Below are 20,710 nucleotides of genomic sequence, written 5' to 3'. Positions count from 1 at the left end.
TAATTAATGTAAGTGAAGAAGGCGAAACGAATTATCTTATTGTAACCACTTGTTAGGGCCGCTTAGTTACTTAGTACTTATTTTGACCTTCATCAGTTAGGAGCTCCTCCACAATCAATAAATAACAATTAATTATTGGCGCTTGGTTAATAATGCTTGTTTGGGGGCTTTTAATACCATTACTTCTAAGATTAAGACATGCTAAATAAAGTACTGGTGAGGTGAATTGAGTTGAGGCGACATCATTTTATATGTTTGTTTTTGGTAGTAATTGCTATTAGTGGGTGTTCTGAAGAAAAACAAGATTTAACTCGAATTGATACACCACTCGCGGTTGTCAGTCATGCCAAAGAACCCAAATTAATGTATTTAGATCTTGAGCAAGGCAAAGTTGTCAATGAAGTAAACACAGATATAGTTGTCTCCTATATGATTAGAAAAAATCAACATCAATATCTAGCAATTAATCAATTATCTGACCATATCTATATATTTGATAGTAGAGATCAATCATTTCAGCCTTTCGTAACCATTAATCAAGGGTTAAATAAAATAGTTATAAGTGAAGTTGGAAATAATTTATTTATAGCTGATAAGAAAAATAATGTTGTTCATGTTGTAGATAGTAATAATGGAATTCGGATTCAATCAATTCCTATCGCCGAATACCCTTCCGATATGATTTTAGATGAGAACAATAACCGATTAATAGTTCTAAGTGTAATAGATCCAACAATAAGTATCATTGATTTGAATACTCTTACGGTTGTTAATGATTTCCCCGTTAATGAATATCCAGCTGGTTTGTTTTACGATGCTGATGAGGAATTCGTATGGACAGGTGGGCACGGAACGTTGGAAAAAAGGAACAATTTTATTTATGCTTATAACATCCAAGAAGGACAGTTAATGAAAGAGGTTTCTATTGGGTTTATGCCTATGTATATAACAGGAAACCCAACAGGAAAGTACTTCTATGTACTAAGTCATGGTGATAGGATGCTAACAAAATTTAATAAGGTTGAAAGAAAAACAGAAGCTAAGGTTGAAGTTGGACAGAACCCTAATTATGTTTCGATTTTTAGTGGACAGATTTTTGTAACCAGTTTAGATGACAATGTGATAACGGTTATTGATGAGCAAAAAATGAATATCATAGAAAATATTAAAGTTGGTCAAGGGCCTTATTCCATAGTTTTTCAAGAATAACTCATATCATGGTGGAGAAGCCAGAAAAGAATAAAATATAGAAAAGAAAAGAGAAATTGACCAACTCTTTTCTTTTTTTGTCATATATTCAATTATTAACGATTTAGATTTAACATCCAATTGTTGGACTATTTTTTTAAAATTTTTTTAAGTACAGCAATCAAACTTTAAAACTAATAGCCTCCATACTTTCTATACAGTTGGGATTTATACTGATAAAAAGGTTAGCAGGAGGAGGTATGAAATGAATCAAAAAAAGAATAATATTGTGATATGTAATTTAATAAATGGAACTTCAGTAAGAATTCCTAAAATAATCAGAACGAGATTAGGGATTTCATCTGGTGATGAGATTGTTATTAAGACTAATAATAAGTTAGATGGTCTAATTCTCTTCAAGTCTGGTGGTAATACGAAAGAAAACCAAGTAGTTTTAAGCGAAGACGGAAGAATATGGATTCCCGTAGAATTAAGACGACAGTTACAAATAGAAAAAGGAACCGATTTTGAAATTCATATAAACTATAATCATGAGATTACTCTAAAAGTTATAAAAATCAAATAATATTTATTCTCAAAAAGCATTTAAAGAGGCTTATAAAAAAATAGCCTCTTTAATACAGTCCATTCTACATTGAAAGTTCTTCACCTCTATTTTGTTCTTCTTCTTTTTGTGCTTCAATAAAAGCAATTCCTATCATAAAACAATAAATCAGCATTTGCATGATTTTCATGGCTACTCCACCAGCCTGTTGATCATTTAGTAACAGAGTTTCAGAAAGGTTTGTAACACTATACGTATTATATAGAATCTGATTTGTGAAAATCAAAAAAGCAGCAAGCGGAGTCATAAATGCACCCATTCCAACTATGTAAATAATCTTCATCAATGGTGGGAGTGTTGTACCATTTTTAACAGGTGCTGCGATAGGCCACCACATAACAAATGATAATAGAATAAAAATAATTGTTAGTATTATTGTCAATAAAGGACTACCCATGACCGTATCAAAAATAGCTGGAAAGAAATAAAGGGAAAATAAAATATTAAACAAAGGCAATGAGATAAAAGGATTTGTAATTATTCTCCATATTTTATTAATATGTGGATGTATATGAAAATTCATCAATAAACTTTCATTTAGTCCAAATAAAATTAGTATCGGGACTAAGAAATAAAGGGTAGTCTGCTGAAGCATATAGACCAAAAAATACGATTGACTGAAATTTAACATAGGATAAGAAAAAATGAATACTAAGAGAAAAAGCCCCGATATGAAGGAGACTTTTCTTGCAATATTAGTGTCATTTTTTTTTCGTTTTGTTAAATTGTGATAAAACTTTAATGTAGTAGCAAATAAGAGTAGTTGAATAACAGTCCACATAATACTCACTTATTCATCCTCCAATATATCAGTAGTCGTTTTTTTGTTTTTTATAAAGATAAGTAGTAATGTAATAAGTGAGAATGCTACTAAAGCTAAAAATGGGATGGTAATAAATCCAAACCAATTAATGTATTGAACATTACAAGGTACACCATTTGCACAAGGCTTTATGGCTCCGATGGAAGGTACTTTTTGCATGAGATAATGATAGAAAGAAATTGACCCACCGATTATTGAAAGGGGTAGCACATATTTTTTTATGTTGAAATCACTGTTAAATACGGCAATTCCAAGAATAATTGATAAAGGATACATAAAAATTCGCTGATACCAACAAAATTCACAAGGAATAAAACCTCGTATTTCACTAAAATATAGGCTTCCTAAGGTAGCCACAATGGAGACTACCCAGGATGCATATAAAAGAATTTGATTTTGTTTGTATTTATTCACGTTCGTTTTCCTCCAAATTCTCCTCTATTAATTTCACAATCGTATCATAGTCAAAAGGATCCTCTACCATGGTGTCGTTAATGAAAATACTTGGTGTTAACGATACGTTGAATTTTTCAACTTGAGCTTGATCATTTAGAACTTCATCTACGTATGTTTGATTTACAATGTCATTCATTAGCTGGTCTAAGTCTACATTTACATTTACTTGCTCTGCTATTTCTATAAGCTTCTCAGGTGTAATCCAAGCATCATCGTGGTTTTGTACATCAGGCTGTTGTTGGAATACTTCTTTATGGAAATTCCAGAATCCTTCTGGGTCCTGGTCCCAAACAGACTCACTTGCTAGTGCAGCTAAAACTGATTCTTCACCATGGAAAGGAGTATTAATGTAGGAATAGTTGACTTTCCCTGTATCAATATAACTTTCTTTCAATAGTGGAAAGATAGATTCATCCCAAGCTTTACATGCAGGACATTTGTAGTCACCAAATTCAATTACTGTTACTGGAGCACCTTCATTACCTAGTGTTGGTTGCCCCTCTATATTAGGTATTTCCTCAAACTCGTTGGTTGGTGCTACGGCATCATTACGAGTTAATGAATAGAATGTTGCAATTACTAGTCCTACGATAATTAATGTAATTACAACCATTGTTTTAGGGAATTTGTTCTTCTTATTTGTCATATGTACACCTCTAATGTTTATTGAAACTTTGAATAAGGTAAAGTTCCTTTTTTGAATTTACACTTTAAGTGTGTAGAAATCATGGAGTTTTATTATCAACCTTAATATTAAACACAAGTAATTGTTTTGTAACAAAATCGTAATTAAAATTACCTACATACTTAGCCTCGTATTCTTTTATATTAAGAAATGTAGCCGACAAATTTTGCAAAAGTTTAACTTAATAATAGTAATTGTTATTGAACGGAGGATATTTTGGTGAATTTAAATAGTCTGAAGTTAATACTACTAATAATAGTATTAGTCATGATAAGTGCGAATGCAGTTTATGCTGATGATGTACAGAGAGTTAGTGAAATTAAGGAAAAACAACAAAAAAATCAAGAAGAAATGGATGTTGCCGGTGAGGAATTAAAGCAAATTAGGGAGGAAATTAAAGAAATCGACCAAGATATAGAGCTCATGGATAGAGAAACAACGGAGTTAAATCAAAATATAAGAGATAAAAATAGTGAAATTGAAAAGTTAAATAATGAAATCGATAGTCTAAATGATGAAATTGAGGTATTAGAAGAAAGAGTTGTGGAACGTGAAGAGTTGCTAAAGAGACGTGCAAGAGTTCTTTATCAAACAGAAGGGTCTAACAACTTCCTGGCAGTCATTTTAGGTTCTGAGAGTTTTTCAGATTTTATTAGCCGTGTACAAGTTGTCACAAAAATAGCTGAACAGGATAGAAAATTGGTTGAATTATATACAAATGATGTTGATGCTCTTACTATCAATAAACGCCAAGTTGAGTTCAAAAAAACAACAAATGAAAATATGGTATATGAATTAACGGAAATGAAAAAGAACTTAGAGTTACAACGTCTCGAAAAAGAAGATTTGTTACTAACGGTAGAAGAAAAAGAAAAAAATCTTATTAGTAAATTAGAGGATTTAGATCAACAAAAAATATTACTACAAGACGAAGAGATAAAAGCTATCCAAGCAGAATATAGAAGTGTTCAATCAACAAGTGCACCTGTATCTGAGCTTCAAACGATTGTTGATAGTACGGAGTTCATGAGACCCACCACTGGACGTTTGACTTCGGGGTACGGACCTCGTAGCGGAAGCTATCATTATGGGGTTGATATTGGTAAAAATGGCCGTACTGGAGATGTTCCAATACAGGCAGCTAATGAGGGAGAAGTAACACTTGCTCAATATTCTACGAGTTATGGAAACTATGTTATTCTTACGCATCAAGTTGATGGTCGACAAATTCAAACATTATATGCACATATGGATAGGCTAGATGTCTCAAAAGGAGACTATGTATCAAAAGGTCAACAAATTGGCTTGATGGGGAATACCGGTCGGTCATTTGGTGCACATCTTCATTATGAGGTTCATTTGGGTGGATGGAATAATGCTAAATCTAACTCGGTAGACCCACAGAAGTTCATTCCTTAACAGTACAGTCAATAAAAAAGACGTTTGTGTAAAGATAACTACACAAACGTCTTTTCCTTTAAATATTTGGATGTTCAAACTCCCTCATATCATCAGTTTCAATTTGAATCGTACTGTGTTTTATGTCAAGCGTTTCTCGTACATACTGATTAGCTTGGATAAGAGCGTCTTGTTGACTGATATATTGAGGATTAACAATAAGGTGCACGGTTAAACTATTAATTCCAGATGTGATGGTCCAAATATGCAAATCATGTACATTTTCAACACCTTTCATTTGTAGTAAATCTTGTTTGACTTGTTCGATATCAATATGAGCTGGAGTTCCTTCTAATAATACATGGACAGTGTCTTTAAGTAATCGGAATGCTGAGAAAGCAATCATGAATGAAATAAGAATACTTAGAATAGGGTCTGCGATGTTCCAGCCAGTAAAGTAAATGATAAGAGCAGCTATAATGGCTGCCACTGAACCTAATGTGTCACTCAATACATGTAAATAAGCTCCTCGCATATTTAAATTGTTCTTAACATCTCCTCGTGTTAAAGCAAACATAGCACCAATATTGGCGATGAGACCGATTATGGCGATAATCATCATGGCACCGCCCATAACATCTTGAGGAGAAATGATACGATCAATCGCTTCTTTAACAACAAAGAAAGCAATAGCTAACAAAGCTAAGCTGTTTAGCAGAGAAGATAGTACTTCGTAACGATGATTACCAAACGTTCGTCTTTTCGTGGCTGCTTTTGCTGCAAGGATAATGGCAATCAAGCTAATAAATAAATTAGAGAAATCATTAAACATATGGACTGCATCGGCTAATAGTGCCAAACTTCCTGTCCAAAGTCCTCCTAAAAATTGAATGAACATCCAACTTCCTATAATGATCATGGCTATAATAAGTTTTTTTTTGTTCGCCTGACCAGTAGAATGATGGTGGTGGTGTCCCATAGTTCCAACTCCTTTAAATCATTATATGAACATATAATCATATAATGAGTGTATCACAAATACTTTTCTTTTGAACACTTTATTTCAAAATTTCATTTTTACTTTTAATCATGAGAAGAGTGTTGAATCGTTTTTTCAAGTAAATTAATAACATGTTCATCTTCCGGAGAATAATACATAGAAGTACCAACTCTACGAGATTTTACCAACCTTAAGTTTTTAAGAAATCTCAATTGATGTGAAACGGTGGATTGGCCTAGGGAAAGTTGCTCGACAATTTCACCTACAGAACATTCTCGGTTAGCTAACAAGTGTAAAATTCTAATTCGAGTAGGATCTCCAAGGGCTTTAAATGTTTGTGAAACTATAAATAAGGTTTCTTTATCAAGATCGTTATATTTGTTGTGCATAAAATCATTCTCCTTTAGCTTTGTGATAATATTTATGTTGTAATCATTTTTATATCTCCACGTTTTTTACACATTTATACTATATGTTAGTTTGAGATGATAATAAAGGAGATAGCGTGATGAAGGCTAGAAAAAATATATTAATTATTGATGATGAATGGACAATGCGCAATTTGTTAAAAATTTACCTTTCTGATAATGAATATAACATATTTGAAGCATCCAATGGAGAAGAAGCATTAGAGCAAATCAAATTACTATCCGATCGATGTGATCTTGTTATATTAGATTTAATGATGCCGATCATGGACGGTTTTGAGTTCTGTCAAAAAGTAAGAATGACTTCTTCTATCCCTATTCTCATGTTATCTGCAAGAAAAGATTTACACGATAGGGTGATGGGGTTAAACCTAGGAGCTGATGATTATATAGTTAAACCATTTGAACCTGAAGAATTAGTAGCAAGAGTACAAGCACTCTTGAGGAGAGTATCTTATCAGAATAAGAATGAGGACAGAGGAGATTTGATATTAACAAACGGATTACAGGTTTTATTTAAAAAACGACAAGTTTATTATAAAAATAATCAGATCACCTTTACGGCAAAAGAATTTGATTTGTTATATAAGCTTGCTTCAGCTCCAGGCAGAGTCTATTCTAGGGAAGATTTACTTCAATTGATTTGGGATGACGAATATATAGGTGCTACACGAGCAGTAGATTCCCACATCAAAAATATTCGTTCTAAGCTAGAATCAGCAGGTATTTTAGAAGAGATCATTACCACAGTTTGGGGAATAGGTTATAAATTTAATTAAAGAAGTGATATCTATGAATCGAATTAACATAAAACTAAGTGCTACAATGATTATATTACTCGTCTCAATCTTATTTCCTCTAGGTTTTGTTATTAATCAAATTTTTTATCAATTTAATTTACAGCAAGCTCAAGATGAGTCTCTTTATCTAGCCACACAATATGCATCTTTAATTAGTGATAGCGGTGTTGAAAGCCGAATGGAAGTTGTCGAAGTTTCAGCAAAATTAGCCAACCAAAAGTTAATTGTTATGATGGAGGATAACGAGATTTTGGCTAATGCTAATATTGCGTTAGATAATGAAAGCATCCTTTATTTGTTCAATTTACTTGAAAATGAACACCACTCATACTTAACAAACTCTTTCCAAACACCAGATGGATTGACGTATTTAGCGACAGCATCACCCATTTTATATAATAATGTAAGAGGACATGTTATTATGTTTTCATCGCTAGAAAGTATTTTACATTCTATGGAAACTATACAGTGGTTATTAATGATTGCCATTATTGGCTCAATCCTTTTAGGTGTTGGGTTCGCTATCTTCTTTTCAACCAAACTTTCACAACCGCTAGTGAGCATGGAAAAAGCAGCCCGACAAATGGCTAAAGGTGACCTTGCTATAAGAGTTCGAGAAGAATCAAACGATGAAATAGGCTCATTAGCTGGTGCTATTAATGACCTAGCAGCTGAATTAGAAAGAGTTAATGACCAAAGAAAAGAATTTATAGCCAATATTACACATGATTTACAAACACCCATTACTTATTTAAAAGGATATACAAAAGCTCTAAAACAAAAACTTTGGAAATCTGAGATAGAACAACAACAATATTTTGAAATTATTGAAGAAGAAGCTAATCGTTTGTCTTCATTAGTGAATGATTTATTTGATTTAACTAAAATGGATGAAGGACGGCTTACACTTCATAAGGGGCAAGTAAATGTGGATGAATTCCTACATTTTGTCGTAAAGAAGCCATCTTTACATGCATTAGAACGCAATACTTCTATACAAATTAATAATCATATAAAGCAAAACATATATGTGTACGCTGATCCATTACGTTTAGAGCAGGTTTTTATTAATCTATTAGAAAATGCTGTAAGGTATACAAAAGATGGCGTAATTACCTTATCCGTTCATGCTGATGAAGAATTAGTCCTTATTGAAATTACTGACACAGGTGTAGGTATGCATAAAGATGAGTTACCTTTTATTTTTGATCGATTTTATAGAGTAGAGAAATCTCGTAATCGGAAATATGGTGGGTCTGGTTTAGGGTTACCCATTGTTAAACAATTAATTGATTTACATGATGGTGAAATATTCGTTACAAGTGAGCTTGGTAAGGGAACAACGGTCTCTATTACATTACCACGGCAAAACAAAAAACTGGAGATTTTTAAAGATGAATAAAAAAGAATTGACCATTGTAATCGTATTTATAGTAGCAGGATTAGGGTGTTTAACTTTTCCTGCTGTTTGGCTCTTTCCGGACTTTCATAGGCAAGTCAGTTTTATGTTTTTTACTATTTGTGTATATGCACTCGTACCACTTATTATTGGTTTTAGTTTCTTTTTCTATTTTCGTTTACGCCGTAAAAGAAGTAGTGATTCATTAAAATAAAATGATGAAAATGTACCTGAGAAATTACTTCTCAGGTACATTTTTTGTTTTAGGATCTCTCTTAAAATAATTATGCTCGTAAAAATATAGAAATTTTTTGGTATATGAATTTTTTATCCTCCATATTTTTTACACATTCTTTGCTTACCATAAAAATGAATAGGTCATAAGAAGTTGGAGGTATGAATGAAAAGGAAAAAAAGATTAGTTATTCGGACTATTGTCCTTTTAATTATTGCCGTAGCGGTTGGTTATATGCTTTACACTAGTATGAACTCAAACAAAGCTTCAACCGTTAGAGTCGGTGACCAAGCACCTAATTTTATTCTGTCAGACTTGGATGGAAATGAAGTTGAATTAGCCGACTATCGAGGTATGGGAGTATTTCTCAATTTTTGGGGAACATATTGTCCACCATGTGAGCGTGAAATGCCGTATATGCAAGAGCAGTATGAGGTTTACAAAAGTCAGGGTGTTGAAATATTAGCTGTGAATGTTCGGGAAGGAAAATTACCAGTGAAAAGGTTTGTAGAGCGGTATGGTTTAACTTTTCCAATCCCTATGGACCCGAATGCTGATGTAGTCAGAAAATACGGCGTTATTCCATTACCAACAACCTTTCTCATTAATGCTGAGGGAACGGTGACCCAAGTCATTACGGGACTAATGTCAGAGAGTGATATTCAAGAATATATGGAAAGCATCAAACCTTAGGAGTGAATGATTATGCAGCGTTTATCCTGTTCATGTGGCCATACAAATCCAAAAGGAACCGAACTTTGTGGAGGGTGTGGTAAGCCTATTTCGGAACAGGCAAATAATGAGAAGACTTTGAATATGCGATACGAAGGGGCAGCGAGACGTTCTCAAACTTACCATAAATCGGTGGTGGACCGTATATGGAATTTCTTTTCATCCGTAAAAGTAGGGGTTTGGATCATTGTGATTTTATTGATTGCCTCTTCAATAGGAACCATTTTTCCTCAACAAATGTATATTCCTACAAACATTAATATTGGTCAGTATTACGAAAACGAATTTGGATTTTTGGGGAAGCTTTATTATGATTTAGGGTTTCATAATCTTTACAAGTCATGGTGGTATTTATTGCTGCTAGCAGCCTTAACTATTTCATTAATTATTGCGAGTGTAGATCGTTTTTTTCCACTATATCGCTCCTTGAAAAATCAACGTGTGAAGAAACATGTTAGCTTTATGAAGAAACAAAGGCTTGTGAGTGAAACAAACAACAAAGAGTTTAATTTTGTCAAAAAAACTATGATTAAACAATTAGAGGAAAAGAAGTATAAGGTGACTACGGACGGAGATGCATTACTTGCAGAAAAAGGGCGTTTTTCAAGATGGGGACCGTACGTGAACCATATTGGCTTAATTACTTTCTTATTAGGAGGAATGCTTCGATTTTCACCAGAGTTGTTTGTAGACGAGTTTATGTGGATTAGAGATGGGGAAACGAGTTCAATCCCAGGAACAAATGATGAGTACTATTTAGAAAGCGATCAATTTTTACTGGAGCTATATGATGAGGATGATGAAACATTTCAAAGTGCAATCCAAAGAGCTGGAGGAACTGTTGTTAAAACATACCAAACTTCTGTAACTTTGTACCGGAATCAAAATCATGATCAATTTGGGGGAAGTGCCAATCTTGAAGAGTTAAAGTCCTACGAGATACGTGTGAATGAACCTTTGAAGTTTGATGATTTTGCGTTATATCAGCTTAACTATCGACTAAATGAATTTGCTGCAATGGATTTCATATTAATAAACGAAGAAACGGAAGAAGAAATAGGGCAGATTCGTGTTGATCTATTTAATCCTGAAATGAATTACGAAATCAATGATTACACGATTACATTGAGAGACTACTTTCCCGACTTCTATTTAAATAGCGAGGGAGTTCCAAGTACGCAAACAAGTTTACCTAATAATCCAGCTTTCATTTTTGAGGTGAATAGTCCCGAAAAAGAAGAGCCTGAAGTGAGTTTTTTATCAATAGGATCTAATTTTGACCCTAATGAGTCGAATACCTATATACTCAGATTGGCTGGGGTTGATATGAATCATGTTTCAGGTTTAACCGTAAGAAAAGACTTTACCTTGCCATTTTTAGTGGTAGGAGGAGCCATTTTTATGATTGGACTCGTGCAAGGAAGCTATTGGACTCATCGACGAATTTGGATAAGACAAGAAGCGGATGGTGTCATTTTAGCGGCACATACGAATAAAAATTGGTTTGGATTGGCTCGAGAGGTTAATGCAATGGCAGAAAAAGTGAATCTCAGTCAAATTACTGATCAAACAAATATAAGTGAAGAGAAAGAGAGGAAGAAAAATGGCGGAAGTGAGTAGTAATTTTTTAATGGTTGCCTTTTTTATCTATATCGTTGCATTAGTAATTTTTTCATTAACACTTTCCTTTGAAAAAAAGAAAGAGGTGACAAAGAGTAAAAAATGGGGACGGGTTGGCTTTACTGTGGCAAGTGTAGGGTTCTTGTCTCAACTGGGCTATTTTATTACTCGCTGGATGGCAGGAGGACATGCTCCAGTTAGTAATATGTTTGAATACATCACGTTTTTAGGTATGACGATTATTTTAGCGTTTCTTATTCTATATTTAATATACAAAAAATCTGTACTTGGTATATTTACGTTACCGGTAGGCATTATTATTATTGCCTATGCATCGGTATTTCCGAGTGATATCTCACCGTTAATCCCTGCTTTACAGTCTAATTGGCTACATATACATGTCATCACGACAGCAATAGGACAAGGGATTCTAGGAATAGGGTTTATTGCCGGTTTGATTTATTTAATTCGAGTTGTTGATCAATCGAAAAAGTCGAAACAAACTTTTTGGCTTGAGACCATCATCTATACAATGATCTGTGCTGTCGGAATTGCTCTTACTGTAGGGGTGTTCTCAGCCATGAATTACGCAGTAACATTTGATTGGGTGAATGAATTAGAAGTAGAAACCCAAATAAGCTACGATTTACCGGCGATTGTAGGACCAAATGGAGGCGAATTAGTTCCCGCTACTCAAGATAAGTTTGGTCCATTACTGGAAACACCAAGTTGGATGAAAGGCGTTGATGCACCAAGGAAATTGAACACATTTTTATGGTCAATTTTAGCAGGGAGCTTATTGTACATTGTATTAAGATTGACATTAAGAAAGCGCCTCTCGGCGGCATTGCAACCATTAGTGAAGAATGTAAATCCACACTTATTCGATGAAGTAAGTTACCGATCTATTTTAATCGGCTTCCCAATTTTTACACTTGGCGGCCTAATTTTTGCGATGATTTGGGCTCAAATCGCCTGGACCAGATTTTGGGGTTGGGACCCTAAGGAAGTATGGGCTTTAATAACGTTTCTCTTTTATGCGGCCTATTTACATTTACGCTTATCAAAGGGCTGGCACGGGGAAAAATCAGCATGGTTATTAGTGATTGGCTTTGCTTTGATTATGTTTAACTTACTTGTGGTTAATCTAGTTGTGGCCGGGCTTCACTCTTATGCTTAGGAAGGAATTCATATGAATGAAATAAATATCTTTTTGGCTTTTAGTGCAGGGGTTTTATCTTTTATCTCCCCGTGTAATTTACCTTTATACCCTGTTTTTATCTCATATATTACAGGTGTATCGATTGAAGATCTAAAGGAAAAGGGTAGAAATATTTCACCGATCGCTATGTTACACACTCTTATTTTTCTATTGGGTTTCTCAACGATATTTGTTGTTTTAGGCATGTCAACCTCATTAATTGGAGAATTGTTTATCACGTATAACCAATTAATAAGGCAAGTTGGGGCAATTGTAATCGTCATTTTTGGTTTAATTATACTTGGTCTATTCAAACCATCATTTTTGATGAAAAACCATCAGCTACAATTATCGAAAAAACCAACTGGCTTTATCGGTACCTATTTTATAGGGATTGCATTTGCGGCTGGATGGACACCATGCATCGGTCCAATCTTAACCGCGGTTATTACTTTAAGCCTTACAAATCCAGGCTCCGGCATGACCTATATGAGTGCCTATAGTATTGGATTCGCTCTTCCATTTTTTTTTATGACCTTCTTTATTGGAAAATTGAATTGGATAAAGAAGTATATGAATCTCATGATGAAAATTGGTGGAATACTTATGATTTTATTTGGGATTATGCTTTATTTTGATTGGATGACAAAAGTAACTTCTTTTTTAATAAATAACTTATTTGGTGGATTTATGGGATTCTAGACAAGGAGGTAAGAAATGAGTAGTGAAATGATGTCGCAAATAATGATTATGCTTATTATTGCTTTACTTCTAGTTTCATTTCTATTTTTGGTGTTGAAGTTACTTTTTCAGCAAGAACAAAAGTCGAAATCTCCTTATAACATTTTAGAGGAACGTTTCATTAATGGAGAGATTACTGAAGAGGAATTTATAAAAAGAAAAAAAGTCCTAAAGTAATTAGTGAAATATTTAATATGCTCATAGATAAAATGAAAGAAATCGAGGTTAAAGGTGCTTACTATTCAGCACCTTTTTTCAATTGAATACCTTAATATAGATATTGTAAAAGGATATGTGCAAATGTATGTATTTCAAAACTATACAAAATTAAGATTAGTTTGATTAAACAAGATAAACTTATCAAACATTCAAATAAGATTTTGAATATTTGATTGACGTTTTGAGATACTTATCATAGAATAATTATATAATCAAACAAATATTTGAATGAAGGTGATTAAATGTCTGAGAAATTAAAATCGCAACATGACACATGTGATATTTATTGCTATGACGAAGAAAAGGTTAGTCGTGTTAGTTCAATCTTAAACAAAGAGAGCTTTTATCCTGTTGCCAGTATATTTAAAGCATTAGCGGATGAAACGCGTTTGAAAATAGCATTTTCTCTTCTACAAGAAAATGAATTATGTGTATGTGACGTGGCTAATATCATTAATGCCACAACAGCAACTACATCACATCACTTACGGCTTTTACGTAATTTAGGAATCGCTAAAAGTAGGAAAGAAGGTAAGTTGGTATTTTATTCTTTGGATGATGAACATGTAAAAATGCTTATTAAAACCGCAATGATTCACGGAAAGGAAGTTGAAGACCGTGGATGAACATCAAGAAAATAACAATAAACACGTATATCGTGTAGACGGATTCAGTTGCGCAAACTGTGCTGGAAAGTATGAGCGAAATGTAAAGAAGCTTCCCGGTGTTGAGGACGCAAAGGTTAATTTTGGAGCTTCTAAAATTGCTGTTTATGGAGATACAACTATTGAAGAGCTAGAAAAAGCAGGGGCCTTTGAAAACTTAAAAGTCTCACTGGAAAAGCCAAAGCGTACTCAACAACATGTATACCGTGTTGAAGGGTTTAGTTGTGCTAATTGTGCTGGGAAATTTGAAAGGAATGTGAAAGGAATTCCTGGTGTCGAGGACGCGAAAGTTAATTTTGGGGCCTCTAAGATTTCCGTTTATGGTCAGGCATCGTTAAAAGACATAGAGAAGGCAGGTGCTTTTGAAAACCTGAAAATTATCCCTGAGAAAGCCAATCAACAAAACTCCAAACATTCTCAAGACGATGAAACCGTTGAAAAAGTGCCTTTTTTCACAAAATATAGTAAATTGTTATATGCTGCTCTATTTCTTATAATGGGATTTCTTTCTCAATTTGTGAATGGAGAAGAAAACCTTGTTACAATGCTATTATTTTTAGCCTCTATGTTAGTAGGTGGTTTATCACTCTTTAAAATTGGTTTGCAAAACTTAACACGTTTAGAATTTGATATGAAAACGTTAATGACTGTAGCGGTTATTGGGGGAGCCATTATAGGAGAATGGGGAGAAGTTGCTATTGTTGTTATTCTCTTTGCCATTAGTGAAGAGTTAGAAAGATTTTCGATGGACAGGGCAAGAAACTCAATACGAGCTTTAATGAAAATTGCTCCAAAAGAAGCCCTCATTCGACGTAACAGTCAAGAGCTAGCTGTTCATGTAGATGACATTATGGTGGGCGATATTATGATTGTTAAACCCGGACAAAAGATAGCAATGGACGGGATCGTTGTCAATGGTCATTCTTCTGTGAATCAAGCTGCTATAACTGGAGAATCAGTACCAGTTGAAAAATTAGTTAATGACGAAGTATTTGCTGGTACTCTAAATGAAGAGGGTTTATTAGAAGTTGAAATAACTAAGCTTGTTGAAGATACTACGATATCTAAAATTATACATCTAGTTGAAGAAGCTCAGGGAGAGCGGGCACCTGCACAAGCGTTTATTGATAAGTTTGCTAAATATTATACGCCAATTATTATGGTTGTAGCAGCTCTCGTAGCTACTGTGCCACCACTCTTTTTTGACGCAAGCTGGGAAACATGGGTCTACCAAGGTTTAGCTGTACTCGTAGTAGGGTGCCCTTGTGCATTGGTTATTTCCACACCGATATCAATTGTTTCAGCGATCGGCAACGCAGCTAAAAAAGGGGTACTAATTAAAGGGGGAATTTATCTCGAGGAAATTGGCTCTTTAAAAGCGATTGCCTTTGATAAAACAGGTACATTAACGAAAGGGGTACCCGTTGTTACAGACTATAAAGTTGTCGATAACCAAATCGGAGCTGATGAAGTATTATCAGTTATTACAGCTTTAGAATATCGTTCACAACATCCACTTGCATCAGCGATTATGAAGAAAGCGGAAGCAGAAAATATTCGTTATGAAGAAGTACAGGTCGATGATTTTACATCGATTACTGGTAAAGGGATTAAAGGAACAATAGATGATATCACGTATTATATTGGTAGCCCTAAATTATTTAATGAATTAAATATACAAACTTTTGATAAAACTTTTGAACAAGATATTATAGCTTTGCAAAATGAAGGAAAAACGGCAATGATTGTCGGTACAGATTCCAAAATACTAGCCTTTATTGCTGTTGCAGATGAAGTAAGAGAATCAAGTAAAGAAGTAATAAGAAAACTGCATAAAGCTGGGATAAAAGAAACAATTATGTTGACAGGTGATAATAAAGGCACCGCTCATGCAATAGGAAGTCATGTTGGGGTTTCTAACGTACAAGCAGAATTGATGCCTGAAGACAAATTAAACTTTATTAAATCACTAAGAAATAAGTATGGAAAAGTTGCCATGGTAGGAGATGGTGTCAACGATGCCCCAGCTTTAGCTGCTTCTACTGTAGGAATAGCTATGGGTGGTGCAGGTACAGACACAGCTTTAGAAACGGCTGACGTTGCTTTAATGGGGGATGACTTAAAGAAACTACCATTTACTGTGAAATTAAGTAGGAAAGCACTAAATATTATCAAAGTAAATATTGCGTTTGCTATATCGATTAAGTTTCTTGCCTTGTTATTGGTCGTGCCAGGTTGGCTAACTCTATGGATTGCGATTTTATCTGATATGGGTGCTACGATATTAGTAGCTTTAAATAGTATGAGACTTATGAGAGTAAAAGAAGATGAATAATGTTTAGAACTAAGAGCGTTAAAATATCTTAACGCTCTTTTTGCTAAATCGCGTAATTAAGAACAGTTATTCAAAAAGAAAAGTAGAAGGGTGATTACATGTTATATGATGTAGTTGTCATTGGTGGTGGTCAGGCCGGATTAGCAGTAGGGTATTATTTGAAACAAACAGGCCATCATTTTCTAATTATTGATGAGAACCTACAAACAGGGGATTCTTGGCGGTTGCGTTATGATTCATTAACTTTATTTACACCAAGGTTTTATAGTACATTACCTTTTTTACCTTTAGAAGGCGATCCGAATGACTACCCTTCTAAAGATGAGATGGCCGATTATTTAAGTCAATATGCGAAAGTTTTTGAACTACCTATCTTACATGGAATAAAAGTACGACGGCTAACTAAAAAGAAGGAACTTTTTAATATAGAAACAAATGATCAGGTATTCCATGCAAAAAAAGTTGTCATTGCTACAGGTGCCTTCTATTCTCCTTATATTCCATCGATAAGTAGTTCTATAGAGGGAGACCAATCGATTTTTAGTATCCATGCAGCTCATTATAAAAATTCACTTCAAATTCCTAAAGGGACGGTTTTAATTGTTGGAGCAGGAAATACAGGGGTACAAATTGCTGCTGAACTAAGTCATTCTCATCAAGTTATCTTATCAAGAGGTCATAAAATGAAATTTTTACCAGGAAAGATACTCACTAAAAGCATCTTTCAATGGTTCGATTGGAGTGGGTTATCAAAAGTTAATGCAAACTCTTTTATAGGTAGATGGTTACAAAAGAACGATCCCATCATTGGTGGAGATATAAAAAGAGTAAAGAAACAAGTTATATTAGCTGAAAGGTTGAAAAGTCTTCAGCAAAATGTCGCCACTTTTATTGATGGAAGAACAATAAAATTTCATTCAATTATTTGGGCTACGGGCTATAAGAATACGTATGAATGGATTCAAGTGAACCAGGCTTTGGATAAAAATGGTCAGCCATTACATAATGAAGGCATTTCACCAGTAAACGGTTTATATTTTATTGGATTAAGCTGGCAAAGAAAACGAGGATCTGCATTAATCCACGGAGTAGAGGAAGATGCTGAATTCATAGTTAAACATATCGTATTAACTTAATTTGTCGAGCTGTATTCCTAGTAAAAAAGTTAGTCGTAATGACACTACCACTATGTTTGTCAAACAGTAATAAAGTGATTTAGTTTACTAAAAAATAAACAAAAGCCTTACTACGTTAAATTTGTAATAAGGCTTTTAAGGTTACTTGAAATTGAATTCAATCTATAGTCTTCTTATTTGAAAGATACCATGAGCCCTGCATAGGCTGAAAATATACAAAGCAGACTAGTAATCAGAGAGAATATAGGTGGTACTTTTCTTTGAAGCGAAATAATTAACATAATAAAGAACACGATAGCCAAAAATACAAAAATCAGACTTAAAACATTTAGTGACATTTGGAAGTCGCTCAAAGATAAAACACCCCCTCCGTAAAAAGATTCAAAGAGCGGAGAAACACCACTAGTCCGTATGGTTGATTCAATATCATGCGGTGGTGAATTTTGTCCTAATACGGCTGTTGCTGTAAATATAAAAAGTAATAGTAAGCTTTCTATTTTTGCCCAAGGTTTTGGGTTGAACGACGGATTGCTCTTCAATCTACGTTTCATCAAGTAGCCATTAAAAAAAGCAAAGACAAGTAACGGAATGATAAGTAAATGTTTGATGACTAATGCTTGACCGTAGTTTAATAACCATGAAGTTGTATAGTCTTGTAAATCTACTACTAAACTCATCATGAATAAACCACTAAAGAAAGTCATGGAAAAGCAAATGATTGCCACTGGCGTGAACCAAGTAAGAAAACTAGCCCAATTTTTTATATCTCGAGAAAACCAACTAATTACCCAAAGGACTCCAACCCAAATGCTTGTAGATAAAAAGTGAATCATATGATAGACAAGTCCAGTCCACTCGGTCAATGAAGCAGCGTGGCTAGCCAAACTAACAGCTAAAATCATTGCGAGTAAAAGGAGCAACGATATGATCGAGTAAATTCGATTTTGTTGGACGGGTAAAATGGAGATAATCAAATAAAAAAAGATTGAAAGGCCTAAAATTAATCCCCAAGCTTTACCTACTTCAAAATTGTGAAGCACATTAAAAATGGTTAATGACAACCCTATTCCATCATAAAGATAAACCACTACTTGGACGATCGGCATCGCTGAAGTAATAACAATACTGAGTAAAGCCAATTGTAACCAACGCTTCCGAACAAAAATTGTCGGTTTCTTTTCGCTTGGCACAAGAGCTAAAATTAATGTTCCAGTTAACAGTGCAAAAGAGAGATATAAAATGAGTTCACTGACAAAATATACAATCATTGGTTCTTTCCTTTTCTAAATAAATAAAATGACATGATAATCGCTAAAATAGCTAAGAGTACAGCAATAATATAGAAAATAAAGTGTGGACTATAGTCACTGTTCTGTAAATTAATCTCTTCTATGTTTGAGCCTTGATTTTCAACCTTATCTTGATTAGAGTTTATCTTTTCTTCACTTTGGGCTGGTTTAATCTCTTCTTCACTATCTGTTGTATTATTGTCACTTATGATAAGAAATGAAAAACTACCTTCAATTGGATGTCCATCAGCACCAATGATTTCCCAATATACCGTATATTCACCCTTAACTAGTTCAATTGGGAGTAAACCAATCAGCGTATCACCATCAATAGAAGTTTCACTAAAAATGACTTCTCTATTATCCTGGTTAAACAACTTTATACTACTTGTTTGTTCAATACGAGTGTTAAATTTTATTAGTATTTCTTGTGGTGCTTCTTCCAGCACACTTTGATCAGCAGGAAAAGAGTGCTCTACACCAGTATGTGCAAAACTTGTACTAGAGAAAAGAAATACAAACATGACAGTGATAGTGATAAGTCTTTTAAACAAAAAAACACCTCCAAAAAAAGAATTAGACCAATGTAGTAATAAAAGTATTCATTACTTTAGCTAGTTTATCGATCAATTGTGGAGAAATTATGTAGAGGTAAAGATTTGTTTGACTTTCATATTAGCCGTTGCTAATATAACACTCGGATCTACATAATCAAGGAGAAATTATGGACGATAACCAAATGGAATTGAGAGTTGCGCTGATCAACGTTTTTTCAAGCAAAACAAGGTTAAGATGACTTCATGTAAAAATCATATTGTTTAAAGAGGAGAGAGAAATCATGATTGAAAAAAGCTTCAGGTATGGAATAATGTTTTTTATTTTAGTAGCCTTAAGTGGTTGTGGTTGGTTATATGAACTGGGAAATAAAGCTGATGAGTATGATGTCTCACAGGCAGAAATGGTCGTGTCTAATTTTGAATACGTCAATCAAAATGGAGAAGTTGTAAGCCTTGAGGACTTAAAGGGTCACTATTGGTTAGCTGATATGGTCTTTACAGCCTGTCCAACCGTTTGTCCAATTATGACACCCAACATGAGGGATATTCAAGACTATGCGATTGAAGAGGATATTGAACTGAAATTCATTTCATTTACCATTGATCCAGAGAATGATACGGTAGACCATTTAAAAGCTTATACGCAAGGAATGAAATTCAATGATGATTATTGGAGTTTTTTAACTGGGTACACCATAGAAGAAATTACACAATTTGCGAAAGAGAGCTTTCGTTCACCCGTTCAGAAGATGGAGGATGACTTTGTACATAGCACAAGGTTTTTTCTAGTAAACCCTGAAGGTCAAGTCATAAAATCTTATGATGGTATGGCTGTTGATTTAACTGATATTAAAAGAGATATTCAACGTACGGTTCAATAACATCCTCCATAGAGAAACAACAGCATAAAAAGAAAAGTTAATGTGGGGAGTAAAAAGTTCTTAAAGAAATAAAACAATATTTTAATGAATTGGATGCTATTGAATCTTATTTCCCTCCTAATAATAATATTAGGAGGGAAACGAAAACTTACTGTCTTTAAAGTATGCTACAAACGCATATGAAAAGATTGAAAGATAATAAAAAGTGGCCCTTAAAATACACGAGGCACCTCGTGGAGATAATTGACTGAAACATAAATATTAAAAGAAATACAAGAAACAAATGATTAAACTAAC

Annotated in this window: 22 protein-coding genes; 15 read left to right on the top strand and 7 right to left on the bottom strand. The window is 34.0% G+C overall.

Annotation, left to right across the window (positions count from 1 at the left end; all coding sequences use genetic code 11):
- The first annotated feature begins 231 nt into the window (after positions 1-231).
- Positions 232-1,209: a hypothetical protein gene (locus AA0017_RS08310; RefSeq protein ID WP_413380836.1), complete on the top strand. Its 978-nt coding sequence runs from the start codon at positions 232-234 to the stop codon at positions 1,207-1,209.
- Positions 1,210-1,453: 244 nt separating this feature from the next.
- Positions 1,454-1,774 (top strand): hypothetical protein, encoded by a 321-nt coding sequence (locus AA0017_RS08305; RefSeq protein WP_413380834.1) that lies wholly within the window; start codon positions 1,454-1,456, stop codon positions 1,772-1,774.
- A 64-nt stretch (positions 1,775-1,838) separates the two neighbouring features.
- Here AA0017_RS08305 and AA0017_RS08300 read toward each other — a convergent pair whose 3' ends face one another.
- From AA0017_RS08300 to AA0017_RS08290, 3 genes are read right to left on the bottom strand one after another with little or no spacing between them, the layout of a single operon-like run.
- On the bottom strand, positions 1,839-2,594 hold the full coding sequence (locus AA0017_RS08300) for a cytochrome c oxidase assembly protein (RefSeq protein ID WP_413382479.1): 756 nt from the start codon (positions 2,592-2,594) through the stop codon (positions 1,839-1,841).
- Positions 2,595-2,603: 9 nt separating this feature from the next.
- Entirely contained in the window at positions 2,604-3,050 is a 447-nt protein-coding gene (locus AA0017_RS08295) for a disulfide oxidoreductase (protein WP_047989146.1), read from the bottom strand.
- Positions 3,043-3,738, bottom strand: a complete 696-nt coding sequence (locus AA0017_RS08290; protein WP_413380832.1) for a DsbA family protein — start codon at positions 3,736-3,738, stop codon at positions 3,043-3,045. Before AA0017_RS08290 ends, AA0017_RS08295 begins: the two co-directional genes overlap by 8 nt.
- 258 nt (positions 3,739-3,996) lie before the next feature.
- Here AA0017_RS08290 and AA0017_RS08285 point away from each other — a divergent pair, with 258 nt between their 5' ends.
- On the top strand, positions 3,997-5,196 hold the full coding sequence (locus AA0017_RS08285) for a murein hydrolase activator EnvC family protein (protein WP_413380830.1): 1,200 nt from the start codon (positions 3,997-3,999) through the stop codon (positions 5,194-5,196).
- Positions 5,197-5,254: 58 nt separating this feature from the next.
- Here AA0017_RS08285 and AA0017_RS08280 read toward each other — a convergent pair whose 3' ends face one another.
- Both AA0017_RS08280 and AA0017_RS08275 read right to left on the bottom strand, forming a co-directional pair.
- Positions 5,255-6,154 carry a cation diffusion facilitator family transporter gene (locus AA0017_RS08280; RefSeq protein WP_413380828.1) on the bottom strand — a complete coding sequence of 300 codons (900 nt, stop codon included), beginning with the start codon at positions 6,152-6,154 and terminating at the stop codon, positions 5,255-5,257.
- A gap of 104 nt (positions 6,155-6,258) precedes the next feature.
- Positions 6,259-6,564 (bottom strand): ArsR/SmtB family transcription factor, encoded by a 306-nt coding sequence (locus tag AA0017_RS08275; protein WP_413380826.1) that lies wholly within the window; start codon positions 6,562-6,564, stop codon positions 6,259-6,261.
- Positions 6,565-6,683: 119 nt separating this feature from the next.
- Here AA0017_RS08275 and AA0017_RS08270 point away from each other — a divergent pair, with 119 nt between their 5' ends.
- From AA0017_RS08270 to AA0017_RS08220, 11 genes are all read left to right on the top strand, one after another.
- The gene (locus tag AA0017_RS08270) at positions 6,684-7,382 is read left to right on the top strand and encodes a response regulator transcription factor (RefSeq protein ID WP_047989150.1); all 699 of its coding nucleotides are present in this window, start codon (positions 6,684-6,686) and stop codon (positions 7,380-7,382) included.
- A 13-nt stretch (positions 7,383-7,395) separates the two neighbouring features.
- On the top strand, positions 7,396-8,805 hold the full coding sequence (locus AA0017_RS08265; RefSeq protein WP_413380823.1) for a sensor histidine kinase: 1,410 nt from the start codon (positions 7,396-7,398) through the stop codon (positions 8,803-8,805).
- Entirely contained in the window at positions 8,798-9,016 is a 219-nt protein-coding gene (locus tag AA0017_RS08260; RefSeq protein WP_003321435.1) for a hypothetical protein, read from the top strand. Before AA0017_RS08265 ends, AA0017_RS08260 begins: the two co-directional genes overlap by 8 nt.
- 186 nt (positions 9,017-9,202) lie before the next feature.
- Positions 9,203-9,730: a thiol-disulfide oxidoreductase ResA gene (resA, locus tag AA0017_RS08255; RefSeq protein ID WP_413380821.1), complete on the top strand. Its 528-nt coding sequence runs from the start codon at positions 9,203-9,205 to the stop codon at positions 9,728-9,730.
- A 12-nt stretch (positions 9,731-9,742) separates the two neighbouring features.
- Positions 9,743-11,389, top strand: coding sequence for a cytochrome c biogenesis protein ResB (locus tag AA0017_RS08250; RefSeq protein WP_413380819.1), 1,647 nt, complete (start codon positions 9,743-9,745; stop codon positions 11,387-11,389).
- On the top strand, positions 11,373-12,569 hold the full coding sequence (ccsB, locus tag AA0017_RS08245; RefSeq protein WP_413380817.1) for a c-type cytochrome biogenesis protein CcsB: 1,197 nt from the start codon (positions 11,373-11,375) through the stop codon (positions 12,567-12,569). The genes AA0017_RS08250 and ccsB overlap by 17 nt, the downstream gene beginning before the upstream one ends.
- 12 nt (positions 12,570-12,581) lie before the next feature.
- On the top strand, positions 12,582-13,292 hold the full coding sequence (locus AA0017_RS08240) for a cytochrome c biogenesis CcdA family protein (RefSeq protein WP_413380815.1): 711 nt from the start codon (positions 12,582-12,584) through the stop codon (positions 13,290-13,292).
- Positions 13,293-13,307: 15 nt separating this feature from the next.
- Positions 13,308-13,508 carry an SHOCT domain-containing protein gene (locus AA0017_RS08235; protein WP_413380813.1) on the top strand — a complete coding sequence of 67 codons (201 nt, stop codon included), beginning with the start codon at positions 13,308-13,310 and terminating at the stop codon, positions 13,506-13,508.
- A gap of 284 nt (positions 13,509-13,792) precedes the next feature.
- Positions 13,793-14,176 carry an ArsR/SmtB family transcription factor gene (locus AA0017_RS08230; RefSeq protein WP_047989158.1) on the top strand — a complete coding sequence of 128 codons (384 nt, stop codon included), beginning with the start codon at positions 13,793-13,795 and terminating at the stop codon, positions 14,174-14,176.
- Positions 14,169-16,550 carry a heavy metal translocating P-type ATPase gene (locus AA0017_RS08225; protein WP_413380811.1) on the top strand — a complete coding sequence of 794 codons (2,382 nt, stop codon included), beginning with the start codon at positions 14,169-14,171 and terminating at the stop codon, positions 16,548-16,550. The genes AA0017_RS08230 and AA0017_RS08225 overlap by 8 nt, the downstream gene beginning before the upstream one ends.
- 98 nt (positions 16,551-16,648) lie before the next feature.
- A complete protein-coding gene (locus tag AA0017_RS08220; protein ID WP_413380809.1) occupies positions 16,649-17,686 on the top strand; it encodes a flavin-containing monooxygenase in 1,038 nt (345 codons plus the stop codon).
- Between the two features lie 173 nt (positions 17,687-17,859).
- Here the strand turns inward: AA0017_RS08220 and AA0017_RS08215 are convergent, their stop codons facing one another.
- Both AA0017_RS08215 and AA0017_RS08210 read right to left on the bottom strand, forming a co-directional pair.
- On the bottom strand, positions 17,860-18,954 hold the full coding sequence (locus AA0017_RS08215) for a copper resistance D family protein (protein WP_413380807.1): 1,095 nt from the start codon (positions 18,952-18,954) through the stop codon (positions 17,860-17,862).
- Entirely contained in the window at positions 18,951-19,529 is a 579-nt protein-coding gene (locus tag AA0017_RS08210; RefSeq protein WP_413380805.1) for a copper resistance protein CopC, read from the bottom strand. Before AA0017_RS08210 ends, AA0017_RS08215 begins: the two co-directional genes overlap by 4 nt.
- Before the next feature lie 284 nt (positions 19,530-19,813).
- Between AA0017_RS08210 and AA0017_RS08205 the strand changes: the two genes are divergently transcribed.
- Positions 19,814-20,413 carry an SCO family protein gene (locus AA0017_RS08205; protein ID WP_413380803.1) on the top strand — a complete coding sequence of 200 codons (600 nt, stop codon included), beginning with the start codon at positions 19,814-19,816 and terminating at the stop codon, positions 20,411-20,413.
- Positions 20,414-20,710: the final 297 nt, after the last annotated feature.

The sequence above is a fragment of the Alkalihalobacillus phoenicis genome (assembly GCF_047302405.1).
Classification (GTDB): Bacteria; Bacillota; Bacilli; order Bacillales; family Bacillaceae_D; genus Alkalihalobacillus.
The sequence above is the reverse complement of the archived record's forward strand: the minus strand, read 5'-3'. Positions and strand labels throughout refer to the sequence as shown.